This is a genomic window from Undibacterium sp. Ji50W (genome assembly GCF_049340445.1).
Classification (GTDB): Bacteria; Pseudomonadota; Gammaproteobacteria; order Burkholderiales; family Burkholderiaceae_D; genus Undibacterium.
Window position 1 is genome coordinate 21,744 of the sequence record NZ_JBMPOX010000006.1, and the last position, 22,279, is coordinate 44,022.

At 50.6% G+C, this 22,279-nt stretch carries 19 protein-coding genes; 8 read left to right on the plus strand and 11 right to left on the minus strand.

The window, feature by feature from the left end; genetic code table 11:
• Nucleotides 1–133: 133 nt before the first annotated feature.
• A complete protein-coding gene (locus ACO0K9_RS11255; protein ID WP_422985262.1) occupies nucleotides 134–1,747 on the plus strand; it encodes a M28 family peptidase in 1,614 nt (537 codons plus the stop codon).
• 129 nt (nucleotides 1,748–1,876) lie between these two features.
• Here the strand turns inward: ACO0K9_RS11255 and ACO0K9_RS11260 are convergent, their stop codons facing one another.
• From ACO0K9_RS11260 to hutU, 5 genes are all read right to left on the minus strand, one after another.
• Nucleotides 1,877–5,674 carry a DUF748 domain-containing protein gene (locus tag ACO0K9_RS11260; RefSeq protein WP_422984832.1) on the minus strand — a complete coding sequence of 1,266 codons (3,798 nt, stop codon included), beginning with the start codon at nucleotides 5,672–5,674 and terminating at the stop codon, nucleotides 1,877–1,879.
• 132 nt (nucleotides 5,675–5,806) lie between these two features.
• Nucleotides 5,807–7,027 carry an imidazolonepropionase gene (hutI, locus tag ACO0K9_RS11265; protein WP_422984834.1) on the minus strand — a complete coding sequence of 407 codons (1,221 nt, stop codon included), beginning with the start codon at nucleotides 7,025–7,027 and terminating at the stop codon, nucleotides 5,807–5,809.
• The gene (locus ACO0K9_RS11270) at nucleotides 7,027–7,635 is read right to left on the minus strand and encodes a HutD family protein (RefSeq protein WP_422984836.1); all 609 of its coding nucleotides are present in this window, start codon (nucleotides 7,633–7,635) and stop codon (nucleotides 7,027–7,029) included. Before ACO0K9_RS11270 ends, hutI begins: the two co-directional genes overlap by 1 nt.
• Nucleotides 7,636–7,718: 83 nt before the next feature.
• Complete coding sequence (hutH, locus tag ACO0K9_RS11275; RefSeq protein ID WP_422984838.1) at nucleotides 7,719–9,260, minus strand: histidine ammonia-lyase; 1,542 nt, start codon at nucleotides 9,258–9,260, stop codon at nucleotides 7,719–7,721.
• A 213-nt stretch (nucleotides 9,261–9,473) separates the two neighbouring features.
• Nucleotides 9,474–11,177 carry a urocanate hydratase gene (gene hutU / locus ACO0K9_RS11280; RefSeq protein ID WP_422984840.1) on the minus strand — a complete coding sequence of 568 codons (1,704 nt, stop codon included), beginning with the start codon at nucleotides 11,175–11,177 and terminating at the stop codon, nucleotides 9,474–9,476.
• Nucleotides 11,178–11,444: 267 nt separating this feature from the next.
• Between hutU and ACO0K9_RS11285 the strand changes: the two genes are divergently transcribed.
• Together ACO0K9_RS11285 and ACO0K9_RS11290 are read left to right on the plus strand one after the other, a co-directional pair.
• The gene (locus ACO0K9_RS11285; protein WP_422984842.1) at nucleotides 11,445–11,852 is read left to right on the plus strand and encodes a rhodanese-like domain-containing protein; all 408 of its coding nucleotides are present in this window, start codon (nucleotides 11,445–11,447) and stop codon (nucleotides 11,850–11,852) included.
• 3 nt (nucleotides 11,853–11,855) lie between these two features.
• Entirely contained in the window at nucleotides 11,856–12,323 is a 468-nt protein-coding gene (locus tag ACO0K9_RS11290; protein ID WP_422984844.1) for a GNAT family N-acetyltransferase, read from the plus strand.
• A 47-nt stretch (nucleotides 12,324–12,370) separates the two neighbouring features.
• Here the strand turns inward: ACO0K9_RS11290 and ACO0K9_RS11295 are convergent, their stop codons facing one another.
• Entirely contained in the window at nucleotides 12,371–13,138 is a 768-nt protein-coding gene (locus tag ACO0K9_RS11295) for a 3-oxoacyl-ACP reductase family protein (RefSeq protein WP_422984846.1), read from the minus strand.
• Between the two features lie 152 nt (nucleotides 13,139–13,290).
• Here ACO0K9_RS11295 and ACO0K9_RS11300 point away from each other — a divergent pair, with 152 nt between their 5' ends.
• Entirely contained in the window at nucleotides 13,291–14,226 is a 936-nt protein-coding gene (locus ACO0K9_RS11300; RefSeq protein WP_422984848.1) for a LysR substrate-binding domain-containing protein, read from the plus strand.
• 84 nt (nucleotides 14,227–14,310) lie between these two features.
• Entirely contained in the window at nucleotides 14,311–15,021 is a 711-nt protein-coding gene (gene hutC, locus ACO0K9_RS11305) for a histidine utilization repressor (RefSeq protein WP_422984850.1), read from the plus strand.
• Nucleotides 15,022–15,092: 71 nt separating this feature from the next.
• Here hutC and ACO0K9_RS11310 read toward each other — a convergent pair whose 3' ends face one another.
• From ACO0K9_RS11310 to ACO0K9_RS11320, 3 genes are read right to left on the minus strand one after another with little or no spacing between them, the layout of a single operon-like run.
• Nucleotides 15,093–17,105, minus strand: a complete 2,013-nt coding sequence (locus ACO0K9_RS11310) for a DUF3732 domain-containing protein (RefSeq protein ID WP_422984852.1) — start codon at nucleotides 17,103–17,105, stop codon at nucleotides 15,093–15,095.
• Nucleotides 17,102–17,566 carry a three component ABC system middle component gene (locus ACO0K9_RS11315; protein ID WP_422984854.1) on the minus strand — a complete coding sequence of 155 codons (465 nt, stop codon included), beginning with the start codon at nucleotides 17,564–17,566 and terminating at the stop codon, nucleotides 17,102–17,104. Before ACO0K9_RS11315 ends, ACO0K9_RS11310 begins: the two co-directional genes overlap by 4 nt.
• Nucleotides 17,563–18,696 carry a hypothetical protein gene (locus ACO0K9_RS11320; protein ID WP_422984856.1) on the minus strand — a complete coding sequence of 378 codons (1,134 nt, stop codon included), beginning with the start codon at nucleotides 18,694–18,696 and terminating at the stop codon, nucleotides 17,563–17,565. Before ACO0K9_RS11320 ends, ACO0K9_RS11315 begins: the two co-directional genes overlap by 4 nt.
• Nucleotides 18,697–19,454: 758 nt before the next feature.
• Here ACO0K9_RS11320 and ACO0K9_RS11325 point away from each other — a divergent pair.
• The 3 genes from ACO0K9_RS11325 (at nucleotide 19,455) to ACO0K9_RS11335 (ending at nucleotide 20,665) form a co-directional block, all read left to right on the plus strand.
• Nucleotides 19,455–19,652 (plus strand): hypothetical protein, encoded by a 198-nt coding sequence (locus ACO0K9_RS11325; protein ID WP_422974851.1) that lies wholly within the window; start codon nucleotides 19,455–19,457, stop codon nucleotides 19,650–19,652.
• Between the two features lie 92 nt (nucleotides 19,653–19,744).
• Nucleotides 19,745–20,392 carry a DUF2242 domain-containing protein gene (locus ACO0K9_RS11330; RefSeq protein WP_422984858.1) on the plus strand — a complete coding sequence of 216 codons (648 nt, stop codon included), beginning with the start codon at nucleotides 19,745–19,747 and terminating at the stop codon, nucleotides 20,390–20,392.
• 57 nt (nucleotides 20,393–20,449) lie between these two features.
• Nucleotides 20,450–20,665 (plus strand): DUF3820 family protein, encoded by a 216-nt coding sequence (locus ACO0K9_RS11335; protein ID WP_422974847.1) that lies wholly within the window; start codon nucleotides 20,450–20,452, stop codon nucleotides 20,663–20,665.
• Between the two features lie 125 nt (nucleotides 20,666–20,790).
• Here the strand turns inward: ACO0K9_RS11335 and ACO0K9_RS11340 are convergent, their stop codons facing one another.
• Nucleotides 20,791–21,180 carry a hypothetical protein gene (locus tag ACO0K9_RS11340; RefSeq protein WP_422984860.1) on the minus strand — a complete coding sequence of 130 codons (390 nt, stop codon included), beginning with the start codon at nucleotides 21,178–21,180 and terminating at the stop codon, nucleotides 20,791–20,793.
• A 201-nt stretch (nucleotides 21,181–21,381) separates the two neighbouring features.
• Entirely contained in the window at nucleotides 21,382–22,215 is an 834-nt protein-coding gene (locus ACO0K9_RS11345) for an SAM-dependent methyltransferase (RefSeq protein WP_422984861.1), read from the minus strand.
• Between the last annotated feature and the right edge of the window lie 64 nt (nucleotides 22,216–22,279).

Sequence of the window (22,279 nt, forward strand, 5' to 3'; positions counted from 1 at the left end):
AAATATCTTGTACTGCAACATTGGCTGTTTTCCTGTTTCTGTACAGCGTTGATATCCATTTTAAAAAAACACCTGTTTTGTAATATGATCTGGCGGCAAATTAATTCAATTTATAGGACTTCTGATGCACCCCATGTTGACCGCTGTGTCCCTTATCGTTTTACATCTTGCTCTATCCAGTCATGCGGCCCAAGCCCAGCAAGTCCAGGAAGCGCCGTTGCGTGCACATCTGGCATTCTTATCTGACGATTTATTAGAGGGGCGTGGTACCGGACAACGCGGCGGTGATCTCGCCGTACGCTACCTCGAAACACAAGCGGCGGCAATGGGTCTGGTGCAGCTACCGGGCGCAAATGGCTATCGGCAAACTGTGACACTGGTTGGCAGCCAAACGCTGAGTAGCAGTCAACTCCGTTTTGAAACAAACAAAGCTACCCTCTCGCCAGTCATGGGGGCCGACATTGTGTATGGTTCTTCCAACGGCAAAACTGACAATGATATCGATGCTCCGCTGGTGTTTGTCGGCTATGGCGTACGTGCCCCAGAAGAACGTTGGGATGATTTCAAAGGCGTCGATCTGAAAGGCAAATTGCTGGTAATGATGGTCAACGATCCTCAGCCGACCATGGACGAGCCAAATCGTTTTGGCGGAAAGGCGCTCACCTATTATGGCCGCTGGACATACAAGTTTGAAGAAGCCGCACGGCAAGGTGCCGCAGGGGTGTTATTGATTCACACTTTGCCTTCAGCCAGCTACGCCTGGAACGTGCCACAAACATCTTTTAGCCACGAACGCTTTAGTCTTGGCAAGGATGGCAATGCGCTGGAAGGCTGGATACAGGAAGATACTGCCAAAGCCTTGTTCGCTGCGGCAGGACAGGACTTGGACGCGCTGCGTGCACACGCTGAAACCCGTGAATTTAAACCCGTCGCACTCGATGCAAGGATACATCTCACCTTGCGCAGTGCCGTGCGTAAAGTCGAGCAGCAAAACGTCATCGGCATGGTGCCTGGCAATGACGCAAAATTAAAAGACCAGGCCGTGGTGTATTCCGCACACTGGGATCATCTGGGGTTCGTGGAAGAACCCGGCAAACCCGCACAAATCTGGAATGGCGCAGTGGACAACGCTTCCGGTGCAGCTGCCTTGCTGGCCATGGCGCAGGCAGCGGTAACACATCCCGCGAAACGTACGCAAATTTTCTTATGGCCTTGTGCGGAAGAACAGAGCTTGCTTGGTAGCGCGTTTTACGTTCAACATCCCTTATGGCCACTGGAAAAAACTGCGGCCGATCTGAATTTGGATAGCATGAATTTTGTCGGTAAAACGCAGGACATGGGAGTAGCAGGCAGTGAGCACAGCAGCTTGCTTAACAGTGCTGCAGCCGTTGCCAAAAAAATGGGCTTGCGCATTGCGCCGTCCGTTCCCGATTTAGGTGGTGCCTTCTTTCGCGCCGATCATTTCAACTTTGTGCGGGCGGGTGTTCCCGCATTTAATGTTGGTTCCGCTGTATTTTCTGGTGATGGATCGTTTGCGTTTGATCACGATGCAGAACAAGAAGCAGCACAAATGAAAGCGTTTAAAAAAGACTACCATACCCCGCGCGATCGTTACAACCCGGCATGGGATTTAAGCGGCATGGTACAACAGGCGCAATTTACTTTAAATCTGGGCTATGCGCTTGGCAACGACGCCACTATGCCGGTCTGGAAAAAGGATGCAATGTACCGACGTGTAGCGAAGTGACGGGGTGACGGGGTGACGGAGTTAGGCAGGGACGACGGATACTCCCTTAGCTGTCCCTGCTGCAATCCCATTACCGTGCTGCTTCATTGCAGCACGAAATCACTTCGCCCGGCTTTCATCTTGTTCAAGCTATTTCAGCGAAAAATCCACCCGGTTCGGACTGCCCTTGTCCTTGATGCCATCGGCATTCAGTTTGGGGGCGATCAGGAACAGTCTTTCGCGTTCAACACCTGACACATCTTCCAGGTAATCGCGTACGGCATCGGCACGTTTTTGGGCCAGGCTGCGCAAGGCTTCCGGCGTCACCTGGGTATTGGCGAGTATCATTTTTTCTGCTTCTGCCGTTGGCAGGGTCTTGGCCATACCGATGGGATTGCGCGGCTTGGTGAATTTTTCTGCCTGGTAGACTTCTTCCACGTACTTGGCTTTTTCTGCTTCCGTGATGACGATGTCATCTTTTTTGACGGTGCGGTCTTTCTGGTGCACGTCTTTCCATTTCAGTTCACGCATTTTTTGCAGCAGCAATATCTGGCGTATGCCATCTGCATCCGTCGCCGGTTCGACACGGCCTATGATGTCCAGCTTCAGGCTACTGCGGTTCTTGAGTGCCTTGGCCAGATTGTCGAGCTTGGTAGTGGCAGCGGGTGTCAGGCTGGTCTGGCCGGGCAGGAATTCGGTATAGGCCAGTTCTTCACCACCACCAAACATCGAACCCAGCAAGGCAAATGGTGATGTCACTGCCTTGGTAATCACGTTCATGAAGACCTTGAATATGATACCGCCAACTGAAAACTGTGGGTCAGACAAAGAACCGGTGATCGGCAGATTAATGGCAATACGGCCCTGGTTATCACGCAGCAAAGCAACCGCCAGCATGACCGGCAGCTTGGTCGCGGTCGGACTGTCTACTCTTTCGCCAAAGGTCAGTTGATCAAGGCGTACATCATTTTCTGCCTGCAATTGCTGGTTTTCTATGCGGTAAGACACTTGCATGGACAGCTTGCCTTTTTCGATGACGTAACCGGCGTACTTGGCTGCATAAGGCGTCAGCCGGGTCAGCTCCAGCCCATTGGCGCTGGCCTTGACATCCATGAAAACAGGATTCGACAGCGGATTCAGCGTGCCGGAAATCACCAGCGGCGCATCGTCATCGACCTTGCCATTCAATTCTATGGTGGCAGGTTGTGGATTGTCAGAGGCGATTGCGCCTATGGTACCGGCAACACCGGTCAGGTTGGCGCTGTAATTCGGTTTGACGAAGTTGTCGGTGAAGTTGATATTGCCGCCACGCAGCGTGGTCTGGCTAACGCGTATCACGACGGGATTGGATTTTTCAGGCTTGGCTGGCAAAGGTACGGTGACAATAGTCGTGGTCGCGGTTTTGCTGGTGACGGGCTTGACTGTTGCATCATCTGCCGGCGCCGTGGCTGTGGTCTGCCCGGCTGCAGGAGCAACCGCAGCCGAGTCGCCATCTTCCATATCGGCCTTTTTGGTGCTGAGTATGGTCTGTATATTCAGCTTGCCTTTGGCAGACAGGATGGCGCGTGCATAGAAATCATTGAGTGCCAGTTTTTTCAGGGTCACCAGTTGCTTGTCACCACCGATCTGGGCGCTGAGGCCATCCATGGAGATGTTTTTCCATTCCAGAAAATCTTCATCCGCACCATTTTCCAGCAAGTGGAAATCATTCAGCGCCAGCACGCCTTCGTAATTGATCTGCCGGTTGCTGTCGAGTATGTTGTTGAGATTCAATTTACCTTTGATATCTGCCCGACCACGTGTCAATTCCGCATTCACATACGGCGACACATAGGGAAACAAGGCCGATACCGGCAAGCCCTGGCCATCCAGGTTCATGGTGATATTCTTCAACTGGGCGGATGCAGTTGCATCCAGGCTCAGCTTTGATTTCTTACCTATATTGGTTTGCAAAGTCATTTTGACTGGCTGCGACATATCACTACTGAGTTTTTCTGCATGCAAATTAAAGGCATCCAGTTTCAGTTTGACTTCTGGCGACATGGATTTATCGTTGAAGCTGACAGCACTATCCTTGAAGTCAAGGCTTGCAAGATAGACTTTCCAGGTTGCTACAGCGGCAGCGTTGTTCGAGTTGGCGGCAGCGCTGGTGGTGCTGGCAGCACTATCCACTGTTGCAGGTGCAGCCGTGCTGACGCTGGTGCTGGCACCAGTGCTGGATTTCAGCCATTTCTTCAGGTTCAATACCGCTTGTTCATCCCGTCGCACATCCGTCACCAGGCCGTCGAACAGCACGCTACCTATATTGACTTGCTTGCTTTCCATGTTCAGGGTCAGCTTATCTACCGTCAATGCTTTCAGGTTGAAACTGCCGTCGTCGACAGACTTGGGCTTGATGGCGAACTGGCTGAGTTTCATACCCAGATCATCGACTTGCACCAGGCCTTTTTGCACTTGCAATTGTGCATTCATGTCAAATTTCCCGCTGACACTCGCGAGTAAATAATTGCTCAGCAAAGGCTGATAAGTAGCCAATGACCATGAACTTAAAGCCAGTTGTGCTTTGACCGTGCCAATCAGTGGCTGCATCTCACCTTCCAGCTTCAGGCTTTCATCATTTTCACCGTTGAGGGCAAACTTGAACGCAGCAGCTTTGGCGTCGGCTGCAGACGACAAGCCATGCGCGGTCAGGCTGATATCTTTCAGGTTGACGGTCTGTGCAGGGTTGGCATGTTTGGCATCACGGAAATGCAAAATCCCTTTTGACAGCTGTAGTTCTGCCAATTGCTGCAAGGCAGCGACCGGCTTTGTTACGCTTACGGCTGGAGACGATGCGGCTGAAGCAGCCACCACTGGCGCTACGGCACTCTTATTATTTGATTTGCCATCTTTAGGCGGGATAGCCGGAGTTGCCAGGCTAGCCCAGTTCAATTGGCCCTGCTGATTGATATCCAGCCAGATTTCTGGCGCTGACAATTCCAGCTTGCTGATGCTGGCTGCTGCCGTCATGACATTCACTTGCTTGATTTGTGCGTGCAGGCTGCCGAGTTTCAGCAAGGGTGCATCTGATTTATCAGTAACATGGAGCTCATCCAGATGCACGTCCCCTGCCAGTAATAATTCAGGGTGGGTATTCTTGCGGCTGAAAATCAGGTCCAGCTTGGTAGACAATTTTGCGTTCTTGATTTGTACCGGCAAGGCCACAGGCACATAGGGCAGGTACTGGGTCAGGTCCAGTTTATCGAGATCGATAGCCAGCGAAGTATCAAGGCTATTGGTAAATGGTCGGGCCCTGCCCTTCAAGACAAAATTCGATCCATTTACTTTGGCCGACAGCATGGGTTCGACAAAGCTTTCCACCTGATTAGGGAAGTTGGACACGAAAGGCACGCCAATTTGCAGCGCTTCCACCTTGAATTGTTCATTGACAACCTTGTCGTCGATATCTATCCTGCCGCCGGCCACTTGCAAATTAGCCAGTGAAAAACGCGCGTGGGAATCACTCTTGGGCATGGCTGCGATTTTGTCGAGAACGTCGCTGAAGTTATACCGCCCATAGCCTTCACCCGCGCTGCGGATGATGTGTACATAGGGTTCGGTAACCCGGACTTCATCAACGATCAGCGCCTGCCGGAATACCGATGCCAGCGACAGGTTCAGTACCAGTTCTTTGACTTTGACTGCGGGCGTGCGCTGGTCGGCTTCATACAGGTTCAGATCTTCTATCGTCAGCGCCAGTCGGAAAGGTGAAAAACGAATATCCCCCATATCCAGCTTGCGGCCTATCTGCTGCTGTACTTCTTCGGTAGCAATGCGCCTGACCAGACCGGGCAGGAAGGCCCAGCTCAAGGCAGCAAGCAATAACAGCAAACCGACGAAACCTGTTGCCCAACGCCCCAGATGCCAGCGTTGAATAGCATTCGTCATTTTTTGCTTTACTGTTGTCATGATCAATTCTTTGCTTGTGTCTATTGTGTCTACCTGAATAACATTATAGTCGTCACTGGCAGCGATAGGCCGGGAAGCACCAGAAAACCCACCTGAAGAGAGGTTAAAGAATGTCAATCAGCAAAGAAATTTTCAGCTGACTATCCCTGCAAACACCTTGGCCTGTGAAGGATTGCCAGCGATGTGGTACGCCAGATCTGCCGGTCTGGCGATGGCCCACAAGGCAAAATCGGCTGCCTTGCCGACTGCCAGGCTGCCGGTTTCAGAACCCAGGCCCAAGGCACACGCTGCATGGCAAGTCACGCCCTGCAAGGCTTCCAGCGGGGTCATGCGGAACAGGGTGCAAGCCATATTCATGGTCAGCAGCAAGGAAGTCATGGGCGACGTACCGGGGTTGCAATCCGTTGCCAGGGCTATCGGCACGCCAGCCGCACGCAATGCCGCCAGTGGCGGGTATTGGGTTTCGCGCAAAAAGTAAAAGGCCCCCGGCAACAGCACGGCCACCGTGCCGCTGGCTGCCATGGCGGCGATGCCCGCATCCGACAAGTATTCAAGATGGTCGGCAGACAAGCCCTGGTATTTTGCCGTCAATGCGGCGCCGCCCTGGTCAGACAATTGTTCGGCATGCAGTTTGACTGGCAGGCCGAATGCCTGCGCTGCCTGGAACACGCGTTCAGTCTGGGCTGGTGTGAAGCCGATTTTTTCACAAAACACATCAACGGCATCCACCAGGCCTTCTGCCACCAGGGCTGGCAACATCTGTTCACACACCAGCTTGATGTAATCGTCGGCCCGCCCTGCATATTCTGGCGGCAAGGCATGCGCGCCCAGGAACGTGGTTTTGACGCGTACCGGAAACTCATGCCCTATGCGCCTGGCCACGCGCAGTATGCGTGCCTCGGTTTCCAGGTCGAGGCCATAGCCGGATTTGATTTCCAGCGTAGTCACCCCTTCGGCCAGCATGGCATGCAGGCGTGGCAGACTGGCTGCCAGCAATTCATCTGCGGTCGCGGCACGGGTGGCACGCACGGTGGCATTGATGCCGCCCCCCTGCAGGGCGATGTCTTCATAGGCGACACCGTTCAATCGTGCTTCAAATTCATCGCTGCGATTGCCTGCATACACCAGATGGGTATGGCAATCGATCAGGCCAGGTGTCAGCCAGCAGCCTTTGCCATCATGGGTTTTTGCCGTGATATAGCCAACTGGCAGATCGGCTTGCAAACCCAGCCAGGCGATCTTGCCATCCTTGACGGCGATGGCCGCATCCCTGATGTCAGCATAGCCATCCGTCATGCAAGCCAGGTGGACATTGACCCACAAACTGTCCCAGGATAATTCGGTCTGCACCATCAGCTATCACCCATATTCAGGAATTGTATGCGCATCAGGTACAGCACGCTGCCTTCATCGGCATGCAGGTTCAGGCGTATGCCGCCGTGTTCATGCTCTTCATCAAACAGACAGCAATCATAGGCCTGCAAGGTCTCACCGCTGGACAGGCGGGCACTGCCCTCCGCGCAAAACAGCAAGAGCTGCTGGGCGTCATTGGCTTCGATGAAATGGCTGCCGGCTTCCAGTCTTTGCATGTGATGGGTGCAGACATCGCGCCGCGTCATCATGTTCAGGTCCAGCACACTGCCATGCAAGAGTTCGGCATTGATGGGGGTTTCGCCGTGGAACTGGTGTGGCAGGCTGTCTTTTTTCAGGAATATGCTGCTGGCATGGCTTTGCTCGCTATCGCTATGCAAGATCAGGCCATCGCCGGACAGAATCGCCAGGGTCCGGTCAATCTGGTTGAAATGCGAAAACGGGCCATTGCTGCTGACTTCGGCGGTGCTCAAGCGCCAGACAAAATGATCCAGACTGGCCCCCGGCGGAAAAATCGCCAGTTCAGTCGTGCTGCCACCGCCATTTTTCCATGGCATGGTTTGATAGTCTAGTCTTGTCCACTTACGCATAGTCTTCAGGAGTTGTCGGGCCAAACACAGAATGGCTTCTTCAAGCTGAAGAAGCCACCATGCTGTTCCAGCCTAAAAAAAAATCAGAATAAATATAAATTCTGATACAGCTGTTGACATTGTGCGCTCAATTGGCCTTCCACCACCAGCGTTTTCGCAGCTTCGATATCCGGCGCAAAGAAACGGTCTTTGTCATAGAAAGCCACCTTGTTGCGCAACAACTGGTGTACCTGTTTCAGCATGCCCGAGGTTTGCAAGGGCGCGTGGAAGTCTATGCCCTGGGCCGCTGCCAGCAATTCTATGCCGACGATGGTGGCAGTATTGTGCGCCATTTCATGCAGGCGGCGGGCACCATAGGTCGCCATGCTGACATGGTCTTCCTGGTTGGCCGATGTCGGTATGCTGTCCACACTGGATGGATGGGCATGCGATTTATTTTCAGATGCCAGTGCTGCTGCCGTCACATGGGCAATCATGAAACCCGAATTCAAACCGGACGATGGCACCAGGAAAGGTGGCAAGCCAGAGATCGAGGCATCGATCAGCAAGGCAATGCGGCGTTCGGAAATGGAGCCAATTTCTGCAATCGCCAGCGCCAGGGTATCTGCCGCAAAAGCCACCGGCTCTGCATGGAAGTTACCGCCAGAAATGACTTCACCAGTCTCGACAAACACCAGCGGATTATCAGTCACCGCATTGGCTTCGATCAGTAAGGTGCGGGCAGCATTGTTGATGATGTCCAGGCAGGCACCCATGACTTGTGGCTGGCAGCGCAGGCAATACGGGTCTTGCACGCGTTCATCATTGACGAGGTGGGAGCGGCGGATTTCACTGCCTTCCAGCAGGCTGCGATAAATCTGTGCAGTCGCCATCTGGCCGGGCTGACCACGGCTGGCATGGATGCGCGGATCAAACGGCGCATCACTGCCCTTGGCGGCATCGACGGACAAAGCACCGGTAATGGTAGCCGCTTCCAGCAGGCGTTCTGCCAAAAACAGGCCATTCAGGGCCAGCGCCGTAGACACCTGGGTACCGTTGATCAGCGCCAGGCCTTCCTTGGCGGCCAGCACGACAGGCTGAATGCCTGCTGCCGCCAGCGCTGCTTTGGCCGACACCAGCTTGCCGTTCACACGGGCATCGCCCTCGCCCAGCAAAGCCAGGGTCATATGCGACAAAGGTGCCAGATCACCAGACGCCCCGACCGAACCCTTGACCGGGATAGTCGGCATGATGCCGGCGTTATACATGGCGATCATGCTGTCGATGACCGATGCCCGTATACCAGAAAACCCTCGCGCTAGGCTACCGATTTTCATCGCCAGTATCAGGCGCACGACTTCATCCGCAATCAATTCACCAGAGCCGACAGAATGCGACAGAATAAGATTGCGCTGCAAGAGTTCCAACTGATCATCCGGAATACGGGTCTTGGCCAGTTTGCCGAAGCCGGTGTTGATGCCATAGGCGGCATCCCCCTTCGCCACGATTTTATCGATGGTGGCGGAGGACGCATTGATGGCGGCATAGGCGCTATCCGTCAGCTTCAAGGGTTGGGCCCTGGTCCAGATGGCACGCAGATCAGTCAGACAGAATTGGCCGGGTTGGATTTCAAAATGGGTGCTCATGGTTTTTTCCTGAATACTTTTAATAATTGTGTGGTCAGATTCGAGGGGCAATCTACTCCTTCCCCTTCAAGGGGAAGGTCGGGATGGGGATGGGTTTCTTGTGTAATCTGGATTCCTGGTCAATCAACTGAAACCCATCCCCACCCTAACCCTCCCCTTGAAGGGGAGGGAATATGAAAATAAATTACTATTAACGCGATAAATAAAATCCGCTTACTTGGCAGCACCCTTAATCATAGGCAACTTCAAACCCTCACGCTCCGCACAGGCGACCGCCTGCTCATACCCCGCATCGGCATGCCGCATGACGCCAGAGCCGCAATCATTCACCAACACCCGCGCCAGGCGTTTTGCGGCAGCATCCGTACCATCCGCAACGATGACCATACCAGAATGCTGGGAATAACCCATGCCCACGCCACCACCATGATGCAGCGATACCCAACTGGCACCGCCAGCGGTGTTCAGCAAGGCATTCAGCAAAGGCCAGTCGGATACGGCATCGGTGCCATCGCGCATGCCTTCGGTTTCGCGGTTGGGGCTGGCGACTGAGCCGGTGTCCAGATGGTCACGACCAATAACAATCGGTGCTTTCAGTTCGCCATTTTTGACCATCTCATTGAAGGCCAAACCGGCGATATGCCGCTCACCCAGGCCCAGCCAGCAAATGCGTGCCGGCAAACCCTGGAAGGCGATGCGTTCACTTGCCATGTCCAGCCATTTGTGTACGCCTTTATTCTGCGGAAATAGTTGCTTGATCTTGGCATCGGTCTTGCGGATATCTTCCGGATCACCCGACAGGGCTACCCAGCGGAACGGCCCCTTGCCATCGCAGAACAAGGGGCGGATATACGCAGGTACAAAACCAGGGAAATCAAAAGCATTCTTGACGCCGGTATCAAACGCCACCTGGCGAATATTATTGCCATAATCCACAGTCGGTATGCCCATGGCATGAAAATCCAGCATGGCTTGCACATGCACGGCGCAGGCTTGGGCGGCGTCGGCAGTCAGCCTGGCATGCTGGCTGGCGTCTTGCTGTGCGGCCTTCCATTGCGCGACAGTCCAGCCTGTCGGCAGATAACCATTGATCAGGTCATGGGCAGAAGTCTGGTCGGTGACCAGATCAGGTTTCATGCCACCGGCTTTTGCCCGTTTGACCAGTTCGGGCAAGACCTCTGCGGCATTGCCGAGCAAGGCAATCGATACCGCTTCTTTGCGGTCACAATGATGTTGGATGAGGACCAGGGCATCGTCAAGATCTTTGGCCTGCTTGTCGACATAACGGGTACGCAGGCGAAAATCGATACTCGATTGCTGGCATTCTATATTCAGCGACACGGCACCGGCAAAGCTGGCGGCCAAAGGTTGCGCGCCACCCATGCCACCCAGGCCAGCGGTCAATATCCAGCGCCCGCCCCAGTCACCATTGAAATGCTGACGCCCTGCTTCGGCAAAGGTTTCATACGTGCCCTGGACGATACCCTGGGTGCCGATATAGATCCAGCTACCGGCAGTCATCTGCCCATACATGAACAGGCCCTTGCGGTCGAGTTCATTGAAATGTTCCCAGTTGGCCCACTTGGGCACCAGGTTGGAATTAGCGATCAGCACGCGCGGCGCATCTGCATGGGTCTTGAACACACCGACCGGTTTGCCGGACTGTATCAACAGGGTTTCGTCTTCTTCCAGTTGTTTCAGCGACGCCAGAATCTGGTCATAGCATTCCCAGTTACGGGCAGCGCGGCCTATGCCGCCATACACCACCAGGTGCTTGGGGTTTTCTGCAACGGCAGGGTCCAGATTATTCTGGATCATGCGGTAGGCCGCTTCGGCTACCCAGGTCTTGCAGGTTTTTTCTGCACCATGCGGGGCGTGGATTACGCGGCTGGCATCCCAGCGGGGGTCGTTGTTCATGTCTATCTCCATCAACAAATGCAATATAGAAATCCGGCTCTGCGGAATAAAACCAAAAAATAAAGCCGGATCAGATTTGAACCATTGGAATAAAGTTTAAGTTGTATATACAACTTTTGCAAGCAAATATTTATGCGTCCATGAATATTTTTCGACACACGCAAATTGGCGCGATCTTACCGAATCATGCCGTTAACGCCACTATGCGTAACCGCTAAGCAAGCCGACAATGACTCCATCGTCACCCACAACTGAAAGGCAAACCCCATGTCCGTCGTCACTGAAGTTGCTGCTGCCAGCAGCGCTGAAGCCCTGGCCCATTTTTCTGATTCCCTGCGTTTTGAAACAGATTGCTGGGATACCCACCACGCCATGTCCGAAGGCAAGGCCGATTTCGTTCTGCTTGACGTGCGTAGTCCGGAATCCTATGCCAGCGGCCATGTGCCGGGTGCCATCAACCTGCTCAGAGGCAAAATCATCGCCTCGAAACTGGCCAGCTATCCAGTGGATACCTTGTTTGTGACTTATTGCGCCGGCCCGCACTGCAATGGCGCGACGCGGGCCGCAATCAAGCTGGCGCAACTGGGACGCCCGGTCAAAATCATGATAGGCGGCATCACCGGCTGGCTGGATGAAGGCTTCAGCCTGACGACTGAAGTGACAGAATTGGCCTAGCGCATGGCGGCAGACAATTCTGTGCGTTATGCAAAGGCGGCGGATGCCCCGGCCCTACTGGCAATGATGCGTGAACTGGCGGCATTTGAAGGCTATCTGTCAGCTTTTTGTGTGCAAGAGCAAGACTTGCTGGCACGCGGCTTGGGGCATGAGCCTGCGCAATTCCATGCCCTGCTGGCGGAATCGGCAGATGGTGCCTTGCTGGGTTATGCGGTGCTGGTGGAAATCGCCTTCACCTATGATTTGCGTGCGGATTGCCGTCTCAAGGAACTATATGTCAGCCCTGCTGCCAGAAGCCTGGGTGTGGGCACGGCATTGATGCAAGCCGTATTAGTACATGCAAAATCACGCGGCTGCGGTCGCCTGAAATGGGATGTATTGCCCGGCAATGAAAACGCCAGGCAATTTTATCGCCGCTTTGGTGGACAGCCTGATACCGGCTGGGAGGCGTGGGTATCGCCTTTGCAGTGAAGCCTTACAAAGGTAAGACCCCACTCGCCAATCAAGCATCAAAACAATCAAGCATCAAACCCACCATCCGCCTTCAGGTTGGCACCGGTGATAAATGCCGCATCTTCACTTGCCAGGTAAGCTACCAGGCTGGCGATTTGTGCGCCCGTACCGTATTTGCCAGTCGCCATGTAAGTGCGCATGGTGTCGGCAAAGGGGCCGTTGGCAGGGTTCATTTCTGTATCCACCGGGCCGGGTTGCACATTATTGACAGTGATGCCGCGTGGGCCAAGGTCACGCGCCAGGCCGCGAGTAAAGGACGCCACTGCACCCTTGGTCAGCGCATATACAGACAGGCCCGCTACCGGTACAGCATCACTGTTGACGCTGCCTATGGTGATGATGCGGCCACCTTCTTTCATATGGCGTTGTGCTTCTTGCGTGGCGACAAACACTGCCGTCACATTGATGGCAAGCAGGCGTTGATAGTCGGCCATGCTGAAGTCAGCAATACCACCGAAGGCGACTGCACCGGCGTTGTTGACGAGTATGTCCAGCCCGCCCAATTCTGCCGCTACGGTGTTGACGGCCTGTTTAACCGCATCTGCATCCTGGGCATCGGCACGTATCGCCAGCGCCTTGCCACCGGCAGCACGTATGCTGGCCACCACCTGTTCTGCCTGATCGCCGCTGCTGGCATAGGTAATCGCCACTGCCGCGCCGTCACGTGCCAGCCTTTGTGCAATGGCGGCACCAATACCGCGTGAACCACCGGTAACCAGGGCCACTTTGCCATTCAATGTGGTGTTTGCTTGTGTGTTCAAAATTTGTGTCATGTCGTTCTCCTGTGTAATTTACATAAAGGTGTTAATGAATTTCTGTTCAATCCGTGATTGGATGAAGCTATTTTCTACCTTTAAAGTAATTACAAATAGTCTATAATCGATTACATTACTTTCAACCAAAGGTTGAAAGTAAAAGGATCATCATGGAAACACTGGCGAGTATTGAGTCATTCGTCCGCAGTGCCGAAGCAGGCAGCTTTTCGCAGGCGGCGCGTAATCTGGGCTTGACGCCGGCGGCGGTCAGCAAGAATGTCGCCAAGCTGGAATCGCGGCTGGGCATACGGCTGTTTCAGCGCAGTACGCGCAGCCTGGTGCTGACGGAAGCGGGGGAAGTATTCCTGACCCAGATCAGGGGTGGGCTGGACAGCATACAGGCGGCCCTGGCGAATGTGGAAAACGTTGCCGGCAAACCCGCTGGTGTATTGAAGATCAGCCTGGCGCTGACTTTTGGACGTGATTATGTCTTGCCAGCGGTGAATGATTTCGTCAAGACTTACCCCGACGTCATCCTTGATATGCATTTTGATAACCGCAGCGTAGACCTGGTCGCCGAGGGCTTTGATATCGCCATCGGTGGCGGCATAGAACTGGTGCCAGGCGTGATTGCGCGTGAAATCGCGCGCGCCCATGTGATACCGGTTGCCTCGCCCGCCTATCTGGCTGCCCATAAGATGCCGGTCAAGCCTGCGGACCTGGCGACATTGGATGGCATCATCCGCCGCTCACCGCAAAGCGGCCGGCTGCGCTCGTGGACATTGCGCAATGCCGCAGGCGAAGAAGCCGCAATGGAATTGAAGACGCGCATCATCATGGATGACCCCGAAGCCATGTGCCACGCTGCCCTACTGGACATGGGCGTGGCCATGGTACCCAAGCTGCATGCCCTGCCCTATCTGGAAAGCGGCAGCTTGCTGCGCGTGCTACCAGCCTGGCATGCGGATATTGGCCCCATTGCGCTGTATTATGCCAGCAGCAAACTGATGCCGGCCAAGACCAGGCTGTTTGTCGATTTCATCCTGATGCGCTTTCGGGAACTGGATATCACTGGCAAGTTTTCTGCCTTGCCACGAAAAAAATAAGCGCTGCCAGTGGATATGTTCGCCATCCCTGCCTGCCTATGAGAAAATGCAGCCACCACCCATTTTTCTAGCGCCGCCCATCCTGTGAAACCCAGCAAGCCAGATATCCCAGCCTTTCAAGTGATCAAAGATACCCTGCTGAAGGAAATCCAGTCAGGCAAGTGGAAAGAAGGCGATGTCATTCCGGCGGAAACCACGCTGGCTGGCCGGTTTGGGGTGTCGCGCATGACAGTCAACCGTGCCATACGTGAATTGACCAGCGAGCAGATACTGACGCGCATACAGGGTTCCGGCACGTATGTGGCGCAACAAAAATACCAGGCCACGCTGGTGGAAATCAAAAGCATCGCCGAAGAAATCCGTTCCCGTGGCCATGCCCACCGCAGCGAATTGCATGAACTGAAGGCAGAAGCCGCGACCGAACTACTGGCAGCAGAATTCCAGGTCAAGGCCGGGCATCCGCTGTTTCATTCGGTCATTGTCCATTTTGAAAACGAAGTGGCGATACAGGTCGAAGACCGCTGGGTCAATTCCAGCGTGACGCCGGAATACCTGCAACAAGATTTCAGCAGCATGACGCCGAATGAATACCTGGTCGCCGTCGCCCCCCTGCAAGGCGTCGATTACCGCATCGAAGCCGTGCTACCCACCAAACTAATCGCCGACATGCTGCACATCCCGACCAAAGAAGCCTGCCTGGTCCTGCACAGAAAAACCCGCTCCCAAGGCATGATCGCCACCAGCGTCACCATGTGGCACCCGGGCAAGCGCTATCAATTTGCGGGTAGTTTTTAACTGCAAGACCTTTTCAAAATAGAATCCAAGCAACACAATTAAACTAATGCTATGCAATGCGTTCGCAAGAACTATTCAATAGGGACTGGATCTATCAATCCTCTGTTTCGCCATCTATTATTATTAACAAACGTTTCAAACTTTTTACCATCTGATAGCTTCAGGTCATCCGCATGGTCGGTTACTATGATCTGAGGTGAAAAACCATACTCCTGTTCAGTCTTCGTACAATAAATAGACAATTGACTGAAGAGATTTTCTACGGCGGCCATATCATCATCAATCTGCCTGTCATCTCGATGCTCTAAATTTTTAATCGTGTCTTTGTCGAATTTATCTGATTTGTCAAATTTAAAACTCGGGAAATATACTTGCGTAGGTTGATCCAAGAATAAAATCGATGGGATAGCGCATTGTTCACCTAAAGACGCGAAGTACTTATGGAGTGCAAGGAAAAGTGTAACATGACAATAAAGCCAATTTGCGCCACTCCCCATTGAGCGCAGGAAAATCTTTTCGCCTTTAGGAGTTAAATGATATAGGTCAAATGTTTCAAAAGAAAAATGAAGGTTAATGGGTTTATAGCTATCTTCAAATTCGAAACGCGCTCCAATTTCTTTCATCATGGCATTTACCGAGTCATCGGCTTTACTGAGTCCATCCTTGTAATCATATTTTTTCAACTCCAATTCTATCTTCTGAAGCGCTTTTCTAGCTTCTTTTAAGCGATTTTCAACGTCAACATCATCTGCTAGATTTAACGAATCAAGCAACATATATAAATTAGCTTTAGAGTTTAAAATAGACTCGTAAAGGCTCTTTTTCTCATTCAGTATCTTTTCAGATTTTTCAATTTCCGTGATTTGCTCTGCCACGCCAAATACTTCTTTAGATAGTCCTTCAATTTCTCTTTGTACCTGAACAAGCGAGGATTCAAATTTCGCACGCATTGGTTTCACTTGCACTAGATTATTTGAAAGCTTGGAAATGGCTTGTTGTAAATACTGCGCACTTTGTTGTAGTTGCTCATGCTCAGTATGGCAGAACGGGCAAACTGATTTTGCAATCTGAACAGCCTCAACTGATGTGCGGTTCGCATTTTGAGTCACAAATATTTCTTCTTCGCCGATATGCTGTTTTATTAGTCCACGATGGCGTTGCAATTTACGCAAACTTGAAGTTTTTATAGACAACTCTTGTTGTAACTTAAGATGCCGCTGTGTAATAGCATCAGATAAGGGAACAATATTCTCGGGACGAATAATTTTCTCAAGTTTCGCTTTCGCGTCCTGGGGATGGCGAAGAATATCTTGAAGAGAAATAGGGTTTTCAGAAAATCCCATAGCCGCATAAAGATGGAGAAGTACCGGCTCTATTTTTTGCTGCTGATTTTTTGCCAATTTACCGTTGTTTTCCTGCTCACGCTTTATTCGATTCATTTCGATAGTTAAGCGTTCTCTTTCTTGAGATAAATGAAAAAATTTCTGATCGACCAAACCCAAAAATATCTTGGTATGCTCAATGACTTGATCTCGTTTTTCTTTTTCGTCAAAACGATAAAATAGAGCATGTTTGTTAGCTACTAAGTTTTGATGCTGTAGCATAAATGAAGCAAAACTGCGAATAGATGGCGTTGGGGCTTTCGCAGAAAAACGCCTATTTTCTCTTGCGGCTAAAGAGTCATCAACGTCATCTATATCTAAAAACAGGCTTCTCACATGTTTTTTGAAATCAGATAACGATCTGAAATGAGATTTGACAAAATAATGCAGATTGATTTTTTCTGGATGATACCCATCCTCACGTCTAAAAAATGCTCTATTGTCGCCATCCGGTGAACGACCTAGTACTATATCTTGGTCATTCACATTCAAATATATGTAGTAGAGCGCAGCACTATCAGTGATTACTCCTTTGGGTACTGTATATTCAGCACTGCCAAAGCAATAATCAAAAATTTCAATCAACGCACTTTTACCTGTTGACGACTTTCCAGTAACAACATTTAGACCTTGTTTGAATCGAACTGTGTGTGCTTCACCAATTTTATCGATTACACCCATTTCGTGTATATATGCTTTCATCGAGGCGTCGCTCCTAACAGCGCATAGATATCAATCACAGAAAGATTGCTAAATAATGTTCCCAAATTTGCCGCACTTTTTTGCTTCACGAATGTCGCCTCTTCTGGGTTCAATCGAATAACATTAAGCATTTTTATTTCAATCTCTAACCAATCATTGGCCAAGCAATATTGCAAGCTCTGATCCGTCAAAATTTTAAAGTCGTCTAAGCGTTCTTGAAGGTCATATAAAAGCTCTCTATCACTAAATATTGTCCATACTGTACTTTTACTTTTCACGCCAAATTTAGCATTTGATAATTTCCCCGAAAAAACGTGGTGGCTACATAATGGTACGATCAAAGGTGCGAGGAGTAAGTTGTTTTCTACATTGGTCAATTCAGAGTAAAAAGAAGCCACGAACTCACCGTATTTAAAAGGGTTATATTTCGTGACATATAACGCGTCAACCAAACTAGTCATGGATCAACTCTCCAATGCAAGTTTTTCTCTTCATTGTCCATAGCGTCATGGATCAATCCATTTTTATACACAAGAGGCGGAGTGTAACTGCCACCCTCCATGGGAGCAGGTGTTTCTGAAATAATTTCATCATACAAGTTTTTAGAATCACGAATCGAATCAATACAATTTCGTTTTTTGTGTGAGTGTTTTCTCATAAATTGTTGGATGAGCTGAGCTTGATATTGGTTAGTAGCTCTACGAAACTGAGGTGCCCCATCCAACTCCGTATTTAACGAATTGTGTAGCTCGATCCAATTACCAACTGCGTCTGGAATCACTTCGCTATACTCAATGCATTGAACTTTCTGTACAAAGAGTTTCTCCTCATGGCAATCGATTTCCTGCTTTGTCGCTTCTCTACCTGTGAACGGAGGCAGCGTAAAACTTCTTCGACAATAGGTAGACGTAAGTTCTACACACTTCTCATGAAATGCATATTGGGATATTTCCCATTTTGTATAGTTGGCGCTCTCATATACAAATCCTACAATGCCATGCAAATAACTTAGCTGATTATTTTTAGGTATGTTAACTAAATGGGCTGATATCTTTTTTCGAATCGATGTTTCATCGTCAGCTTCAGTAAATAATGTGACCTTACTTAATACTTCTTTCAGTTTTTTTTGTTCGACAGTCATAACAGTTTTTTGCAGTTGAACAATAGGTTTTGGCTTATCCGCCGTCAATTCCTCTGGGGTCCTTGTTTCGAAAATATCTGTCAAAATCTTTACACGTTGTTCAATATTTTCTTGATTCCAATTTTTTAAGGACGACGTAGCACCAAACGACTGAGTCGTATGCAATACCAACGAGCCGTAGCACACATGGTCGAATTCAGGAGCAAGCCAATTACTCAATGTTTTCCAGAGATTTTCATGGTGATCGGTCAAGGCATCTGCATAGTGTTTAACCTCTTCTTGCTTGGATTCATCCGGTGAATTCCCTACCAAACTGACATCACCATCTCGTTCGAAACAAACAGATTGACCTTCCTGCAAAGCAAAGCATCGTTCAAGACCAATCAATACTTGGTAGTGGAAGGCAAGTGCCGTTGTTAATGCAGCATTTTTTGTTTGTCCGCCTCCCATATTCACTCCATAGAATTTATAAATTTATCTTTAACTATTGTCATTTGACAGTTATATAAGCAATGACAATCTAAACGAATTGATTCTATTTCTAAAAAGCATTCACTCATATTATTTCTCTACAAAGTCATATCGAGAAACGATAAAATCCTTTGCACTGAATAAACATCCAGTAAAATCCATTCAAAGAAATTCTTATTAATATTATCTTTCATTTTGATAAATAAATTAATAAAAAATTATTAAATTTCTCATTGCGATTATGGCTACGATCAGCACAAACGTTATTTAAAAAGAAATTCATTATGAAGCTGTCACTCGCCAAAAATGAATGCCTGATTGCACCGCCATGTCGCGCGTTGATTAGGTACAGAGAAAAGCGCATTTTCAAATTACGTTCAATGTCTGCATTTCTAAAAAAGACTTCTTTATCAACTTTTGGCAAAGGGAAGGCAAACAAAAAAGAATTTCTCTGTGCTCCCTCTGTGGTGTGGTGAGGAATTCAAGCAACATGTTGCTGGCTTACGAAACGATGATCTTTTGCAGAAGATCATTCCTTCCTCGTGTTGAGCTTTACGGTCTTCATTGGACCTTCCGGTCTTAAATTTTTGCTCACCCTGTCACCCAAATCCCCTGCAGCCGCGTTATGTATTAATAATGTGACACATACGGTAACCAACTGGTAACACCTCTAACAGGCTGGCAAGTTAAAATGCCGGTTATGCAGCGATTTGCTGGAATTGCAAGAAAGACACATCATGGCTAAAAAAAATGAACTAGACCCGGAAACCGAGGCGCTGATTGCCTGGTGTACGGAAGTGGAAGGTTTTCTGGTTGCCGGTGGTGCCACTGTGCATCAGGCACAAGATCACATAGAAGAACAGATCGAATGGTTCACTGACTTATTCTTTGATGGCCTCAGCCCGGAAGAAGCCGCCAAAGAAGCATTGGCCTGATACCGACAGGCTGGCTTGCTGCCGCTATCCGCGTGCTCCCCGGCTCCCCGTACTCTTCATGCAGTAAATGAAACAAAAAAATAGAAATCAAGATGATCCACCGCTTTGTATTATTACCTGTCGTACTGTCCCTGACCCTACTGAGTGCCTGTACCAGCACCGGCAAACATGCTGGTATCCAGCATGAAGAATTTGGTGCCACTGGCGTATTTACCCGCAGCTTTCCCGGTAGTGAAAAAACTGCCTGCGAATCAGCCCGCCGTGCCCTGCTGAGCCAGGGTTATGTCATCAGTGACTGGAAACCTTCTGTCCTCAAGGGCCGCAGAAAATACCAGCCGGATGCCGATGTGCATGCAGAGATCGAGTTCAATGTCGTCTGCGTGGCGGACAGCAAGGGCAGCAATAGCACTACCGTATTTGCGAATGCCATACGTGACCGTTACTCTTTAAAGAAAAGCAATACCTCGGCCAGCATCGGTGTCAGCGCCATCGGTTCGGTATCGCTGCCCTTTGGTTCTACGGATGATGCCCTGGTCAAGGTCGCCAGCGAAACCATCCCTACGGGCCAATTTTATGAACAATTCTTTGAACTGTTAGAACGTTACCTCGACAGCGTGCCTTACATGCCAGACACTGAAGAAGACAAGAAAACCGTCACGGCACCTGCATCCACACCCGCAACCCAGGCTGCCACGCCGGTGACCACACCGGAAACAGTGGTCAAACAATCCGATGATTAATGTGAGGATTAATGGCCAGGACCATGATCAGGACAATGACCAGGACGGATGAATCCCATGCAAGCTGATGACCTGCAACGCCTGTTGAGTTTCAAGATGCCCTATGGCAAATACAAGGACACCGTCATTGCCGACTTGCCCGGGCATTATCTGGGCTGGTTTGCGCGGGAAGGTTTCCCCAAGGGGGAGATAGGCCGCCTGCTGGAATTGATGTACGAGATCGACCACAATAACCTGGGCGAATTGCTGGTCCCACTCAGGAAGAAAGCCTGAGTAGCTATTCAGGGCAACACCAGCCGCCCTGCGGTGGGCCAGAACGACAAAAGGCAGACATGTTCAGCATGCCTGCCTTTTTTATATCCAGCAAAAACTTGGTTTGCTTGGTTTGCTAAGTTTGCTTAGTTGGTTTTGGTAACGTCTTTGCTTTGACGCTTGCCGGCAGCAGTTGCTGGCAGGTATTTCATCGGATCATTGACGCCTGCGGCATAGGCAGTCACCACGCTGCGCTGCCTGAGGCAGGAAGCACTCAATACGGTCGCATCAGGTGCAGAATTGCTGCAGACCTGCAAATCCTTGACGGTATCCAGAGGGATGCCGGCAGCCGCCGCTACGGAAATGATGGATTGTGGATTGGCGCCGCTGGCCACCAGGCTGTCTACCGTTGCCTGCAGGTTGGAGCTGCTGGTCAAGGCAGTGAAGATGCCATCGACAGTAGTGTCCACGCCTTCAGCGTAAGCGACTGACAAACCACCGGCCAAAGCCAGACCAATAATTGTGTTCTTAAGCATTTGTTTCATAGGATCCCCCAACATGTCGACAAACCATTTTGTCTTCTGCGACCAATTCTAAATAAGAGCAAATCAAATTGAAAGCGGATATTTGTAACCCGAAAAGTATTTTTTAACGAAATTTGTTAAATGATTTACGAAAATTTCCACACGGAAATAATTAACCATGGAAACTTGTCGCCCCGTCCAGTTTCTGCCTGATCAAGGCACCTGCACCTGTTGCACCTGATTTCTTTGTGCTGCCAGTGCGTTCAACTGCTCAATCACGGGCAGGTCTTTTTCCATCGCTTTTGCCGGCGGTATCACCAGGGTCGTGACTTGCCGGAAAGCTGCCTGTGGCAAATCACGCAGGCGCAGTTTTTCCATGCGGGTTTTTTCCAGCGGGTCGGTTGCGGCTTCATACAGTATCACTTCATGATCGAGTGGATAGCTGCGGCTCAGTTTATCCACCACGATCTGCAAGTGCGCTGGTTCGGTGTCAAAGCGTTTCAGGCTCAGATCACCGGCGATGCCTATCTGCCATAAAATCAGCAGCGCCGACGGGTCTATCTGTTTTTGATAAATCATGAACTGCGTGCTTTCCATGGATTGCATGCCATTGTTGGCGGGGTCTATGCCCAGGTCTGCTACCAGGCAATCCAGTGCTGAAATGCCGGGTTCCATATGCGCTTCAAAGCCTTCTGCCCGTGCCTCGGCGATTGCCATATGCGAGATGCAGGCAAAAATGCCAGGGTGGCCATAAAAAGCAGCGCACACTTTCTTGCCCGCCCTGACTTCTTTCAAGATGGTATCGGCCATGCGGCGATAAGTGTCGCGGCGGGTCTTGCCGTCCACTTTGGTGTCGTCGTAATGATCGTTGAGACAGACATATTCCTTGGCCACACCTTGCAACCATTTGCGGGCGAAGACATTTGGTATGGCGGCAATCACGATATCGAAATTTTCAATATAGCTTTGCGCGATGGGCGTTAATTGCCCTCCCATACGCATGCCGGTACCCACACAGACCAGTGAACCTTGAGTTTGATTTGTCATAGACTTTACAATAAGGACAACTTTGTGCATCGCCACATAGGGATTGAACTACCATGAGCAAAGC

What these genes read in the sequence shown, in the direction of transcription:
- ACO0K9_RS11255 (WP_422985262.1), top strand. Translation starts at nt 134, where the DNA reads ATGTTGACCGCTGTGTCCCTTATCGTTTTACATCTTGCTCTATCCAGT.
- ACO0K9_RS11260 (WP_422984832.1), bottom strand. Translation starts at nt 5,674, where the DNA reads ATGACAACAGTAAAGCAAAAAATGACGAATGCTATTCAACGCTGGCAT.
- hutI (WP_422984834.1), bottom strand. Translation starts at nt 7,027, where the DNA reads ATGGTGCAGACCGAATTATCCTGGGACAGTTTGTGGGTCAATGTCCAC.
- ACO0K9_RS11270 (WP_422984836.1), bottom strand. Translation starts at nt 7,635, where the DNA reads ATGCGTAAGTGGACAAGACTAGACTATCAAACCATGCCATGGAAAAAT.
- hutH (WP_422984838.1), bottom strand. Translation starts at nt 9,260, where the DNA reads ATGAGCACCCATTTTGAAATCCAACCCGGCCAATTCTGTCTGACTGAT.
- hutU (WP_422984840.1), bottom strand. Translation starts at nt 11,177, where the DNA reads ATGAACAACGACCCCCGCTGGGATGCCAGCCGCGTAATCCACGCCCCG.
- ACO0K9_RS11285 (WP_422984842.1), top strand. Translation starts at nt 11,445, where the DNA reads ATGTCCGTCGTCACTGAAGTTGCTGCTGCCAGCAGCGCTGAAGCCCTG.
- ACO0K9_RS11290 (WP_422984844.1), top strand. Translation starts at nt 11,856, where the DNA reads ATGGCGGCAGACAATTCTGTGCGTTATGCAAAGGCGGCGGATGCCCCG.
- ACO0K9_RS11295 (WP_422984846.1), bottom strand. Translation starts at nt 13,138, where the DNA reads ATGACACAAATTTTGAACACACAAGCAAACACCACATTGAATGGCAAA.
- ACO0K9_RS11300 (WP_422984848.1), top strand. Translation starts at nt 13,291, where the DNA reads ATGGAAACACTGGCGAGTATTGAGTCATTCGTCCGCAGTGCCGAAGCA.
- ACO0K9_RS11310 (WP_422984852.1), bottom strand. Translation starts at nt 17,105, where the DNA reads ATGAAAGCATATATACACGAAATGGGTGTAATCGATAAAATTGGTGAA.
- ACO0K9_RS11315 (WP_422984854.1), bottom strand. Translation starts at nt 17,566, where the DNA reads ATGACTAGTTTGGTTGACGCGTTATATGTCACGAAATATAACCCTTTT.
- ACO0K9_RS11320 (WP_422984856.1), bottom strand. Translation starts at nt 18,696, where the DNA reads ATGGGAGGCGGACAAACAAAAAATGCTGCATTAACAACGGCACTTGCC.
- ACO0K9_RS11325 (WP_422974851.1), top strand. Translation starts at nt 19,455, where the DNA reads ATGGCTAAAAAAAATGAACTAGACCCGGAAACCGAGGCGCTGATTGCC.
- ACO0K9_RS11330 (WP_422984858.1), top strand. Translation starts at nt 19,745, where the DNA reads ATGATCCACCGCTTTGTATTATTACCTGTCGTACTGTCCCTGACCCTA.
- ACO0K9_RS11335 (WP_422974847.1), top strand. Translation starts at nt 20,450, where the DNA reads ATGCAAGCTGATGACCTGCAACGCCTGTTGAGTTTCAAGATGCCCTAT.
- ACO0K9_RS11340 (WP_422984860.1), bottom strand. Translation starts at nt 21,180, where the DNA reads ATGCTTAAGAACACAATTATTGGTCTGGCTTTGGCCGGTGGTTTGTCA.
- ACO0K9_RS11345 (WP_422984861.1), bottom strand. Translation starts at nt 22,215, where the DNA reads ATGACAAATCAAACTCAAGGTTCACTGGTCTGTGTGGGTACCGGCATG.